Source organism: Pseudorhodobacter sp. (assembly GCF_030452865.1).
GTDB lineage: Bacteria > Pseudomonadota > Alphaproteobacteria > Rhodobacterales > Rhodobacteraceae > Pseudorhodobacter.
Map to the genome: position 1 here is coordinate 1 of NZ_JAKDLJ010000374.1, position 3,419 is coordinate 3,419.

General features: G+C 61.9%; 4 protein-coding genes and 1 pseudogene. All 5 read left to right on the forward strand.

Annotation, left to right across the window (positions count from 1 at the left end):
- Positions 1-145 precede the first annotated feature (145 nt).
- The gene (locus L0H65_RS16565; RefSeq protein ID WP_301460305.1) at positions 146-751 is read left to right on the forward strand and encodes a transposase; all 606 of its coding nucleotides are present in this window, start codon (positions 146-148) and stop codon (positions 749-751) included.
- Positions 736-1,371, forward strand: a complete 636-nt coding sequence (locus L0H65_RS16570; RefSeq protein WP_301460307.1) for a transposase — start codon at positions 736-738, stop codon at positions 1,369-1,371. Before L0H65_RS16565 ends, L0H65_RS16570 begins: the two co-directional genes overlap by 16 nt.
- A 38-nt stretch (positions 1,372-1,409) precedes the next feature.
- Positions 1,410-2,478, forward strand: a pseudogene (locus tag L0H65_RS16575) (IS110 family transposase).
- 382 nt (positions 2,479-2,860) lie between these two features.
- A complete protein-coding gene (locus L0H65_RS16580) occupies positions 2,861-3,277 on the forward strand; it encodes a transposase (RefSeq protein WP_301460309.1) in 417 nt (138 codons plus the stop codon).
- On the forward strand, positions 3,274-3,419 hold a 146-nt coding region (gene tnpB, locus L0H65_RS16585), incomplete at its 3' end, for an IS66 family insertion sequence element accessory protein TnpB (RefSeq protein ID WP_301460311.1). The genes L0H65_RS16580 and tnpB, both read left to right, overlap by 4 nt.

Below are 3,419 nucleotides of genomic sequence, written 5' to 3' on the forward strand. Positions count from 1 at the left end.
CCGAGCAAAGCCCGCGGTGGTGTAACTTCAGGTCTGGAAATTCGCTTGGCGCTGGCGCCATGAGCCCCTGCCGGGGCCGGCCCCGGCAGGGGCTGCCCATTCTGGTAATCCATGGAATTGCAAAACCAACCATGGAGACGGACAAATGGACGAGCGACAGGATACGACGATTGAGGCCCTCTTGGAACATCTGATCGAACACGGCCCAGGGGACATGGCGACGGTCTTCGCACGGGCCTTTGAGTTGGCCATGCAAATTGAGCGCGAACGCTTCCTCGGCGCCGGCCTTTACGAGCGCACAGCGGGGCGACACGGCTACGCCAACGGCTACAAGCCCAAGCGTATCGACACGCCCGCCGGCACTGTCACGGTGCAGGTGCCCAAGACCGCCGATCATGACGGCCAGCCGTTCTACCCGCAATCTCTGGAACGCGGCCGCCGCTCGGTGCGTGCGGTGATGCTGGCCGTGGCGGAAATGTATGTGAAGGGCGTTTCCACCCGCGACGCAGAGGCGGTGATGCGCGAGTTCGGCATCGAGAGCCTGTCGTCGACGCAAGTCAGCCGCGCCGCCAAACTGCTTGATGACGAGTTGGCGGCCTGGCGCAACCGGCCCTTGGGTGAGATCAAATATCTGATCCTTGACGCGCGTTACGAAAGTGAGGCGGACCAAGCGAGCCTTCCGGTGGAAGGATCGCCCGCCGAACGCGCCATAACGGGATCGTGCGGGACGCAGCTGTGCTCTCGGCCATAGGGATAGGCCCTGATGAGCGTCGCCGGATACTCGGGGTCTCCATCGCCCTGTCGGAGGCGGAGGTGCATTGGCGGGCGTTTCTGGAAAGCCTCCAGGCCCGCGGAATGCGCGGTGTTGAATACGTTGTTTCCGACGATCACAGCGGCCTGCGCGCCGCCCGTCGTGCTGTTCCGGGCGGTGCCACATGGCAGCGTTGCCAATTCCACCTTGCCCGGAACGCGATCCACCACGCGCCCAACGCCGAGATCCGAAAGCGCATCGGCAGACAGCTGAAACCGATCTGGACGGCGGACGATCTCGCCAGGGCAGAAACCGCCCTGACCGAGTTGGTCGCCAGCTACCGCGACACCGCGCCCAAGCTGGCCGCGTGGCTCGAGAAGAACGTCCCCGAGGGCCTTGCCGTCTTCACGCTGCCCGAACATCATCGCAAGCGGATGCGAACCTCGAACCCGATGGAGCGGTCCGTCCAGCAGGAGCTGAAACGGCGCACCGTCAAGGTCAGGGTCTTTCCCGGCGAGGACTCTCTCCTGCGGTTTGTCAGCGCGGTGCTGGTCGAGATCGACGAAAAATGGGCCTCCGACAACAAGGCCTACCTCAAATGGGAATGCCAGGATGCATGATCATGGCGTCAGAGAATTTCCAGACAACAGGTTGCTCAATCAACGAGGTTAGCATCATCGGCCTGGATTTGGCCAAGAACGTATTTCAGGCGCATGGCGCTGGAGCCGACGGGTCGGTTGTATTTCGGCGTAAATTGTCACGCGGGCAGTTGCTGAAATTTATGAGTGAGCAGTCGCCTTGTGTGGTGGCGATGGAGGCGTGCGCGAGTGCCCATCATTGGGGTCGGGCAATTGGTGATCTCGGGCACGAGATCCGGCTGATCCCGCCCGCCTACGTGAAGCCGTTTGTGAAGCGGCAGAAGAACGACATGGCCGATGCGGAAGCCATCGCAGAGGCAGCGTCCCGCCCGACCATGTATTACCCGGCAGGCGATGCATGCATCGCCGAGAGGGCGGTTTGTTGCCGTGAAAAGCGAAGCTCAGCAAGCAGCAGCGATGGCCTGTCGCACCCGCGACCTCCTGGTCCGGCAGCGCACACAGACGATCAATGCCGTGCGAGCCCATTTGGCCGAGCAAGGCATCGTCGCACCTGTGGGTCCTGCCCATGTCGGCCGTCTGGCCGCGGTCGTCGACGCTGACGACGGCACGCTACCTGCCGGGGTGCGCGACCTAGCGCGCTTACTGCTGGACCAGATCGAAGATCTGAGCGAGAAGATCGCCGGCCTAGATGCCGAGCTGCGCCGACGTGCTGGCACAGATGATACTGCGAGGCGGTTGACCACCATTCCAGGCATTGGCCCGATTACCGCGGCGGCGATCACGACCTTCGCGCCACCGATGGAAACATTTTCGAAAGGTCGCGATTTCGCGGCATGGGTTGGCCTGACTCCGAAGCAACATTCGAGCGGCGGCAAGGAACGCCTTGGCCGAACATCGAAGATGGGCCAAAAGGATATCCGGCGATTGCTGATCACTGGAGCTATCGCAGTTGTGCGGTGGGCCGCACGCAAGGGTGCGCCGGAGGGCTCGTGGCTCGCGCGCATGCTGGAACGCAAGCCGAAGATGCTGGTTGCGGTGGCGCTGGCCAATCGCATGGCACGGACGGCCTGGGCGTTCGCCATTGGGCTTGAACCAATGGCGCCTCAATGGCTCACTGCGCAAGGGTGAGGATTACAGAGATCCGGTGGCTATGGCTGCATAGGTCAAAACCACCGGTTTGTCGCCGAGGATGTGAGCAGGACGGAGGAACGTAAGGGCAAACGGTCATGAGACCGGATCGGGAGAACCATTATTGCGGCCGATGCGCCATCGAGCGCGGGTATGCGAACTGGACCCGATCTGCATATCTCCATACAGGCCCGCGGCGCATTAAAGGCCGCAACTTCGAGGCCGGACACACGACCGCACCTGATCACATGCTTGATCGTTCCAAAAAAGTGCTTGCATTCGAAAGGGCGTCCACACACGTCCGGTCTGACTGCCCTGCCTGCCTGCCTGACGGAGTGGGTGATAGTGTCCAGCATGGGTAGTGGACATCTTGAGGTTGGTTATGGCGGGGAAGAAGGGTCAGAAGAAGCGGAACTGGTCTGATGAAGAGAAGCGGACAATTTGCGCGCAGACGTTGACGCCGGGTGTTTCGGTTGCACAGGTTGCGCGGCGCTATTCGATGAACGCGAACCTGATTTTCAAATGGCTCAAGGATCGCCGGTTCGCGCCGGTGGAGGGCGGATCTTCTTCAGAGGAGAGTGTCGCTCTTGAAGGTGTTTTTCTTCCCGTCGAGATTGAGCCATCTGCGATGGAAAGCCCCTCCGCTTCCGCGCGAATGAACGACGTGGCGGCTGATCGTGGTCCTGCTGTCTTGGCGCAGCGTGTGGACATCGCGCTGTCGGACGGGCGTCGTATTCTGGTGGAAGGCCCGACTTCGCTGGCCTCGGTCGTGGGTTTGGGGCAGGGGCTGACGGCATGATCCCTGTGCCGAGCAACACGCGGGTCTGGCTTGCCGCTGGCGTGACGGATATGCGGCGGGGCTTCAACACACTGGCAGCGCAGACGGAGAAGATATTGGCCGAGGATCCATATTCCGGCCATCTGTTTGTGTTCCGTGGCCG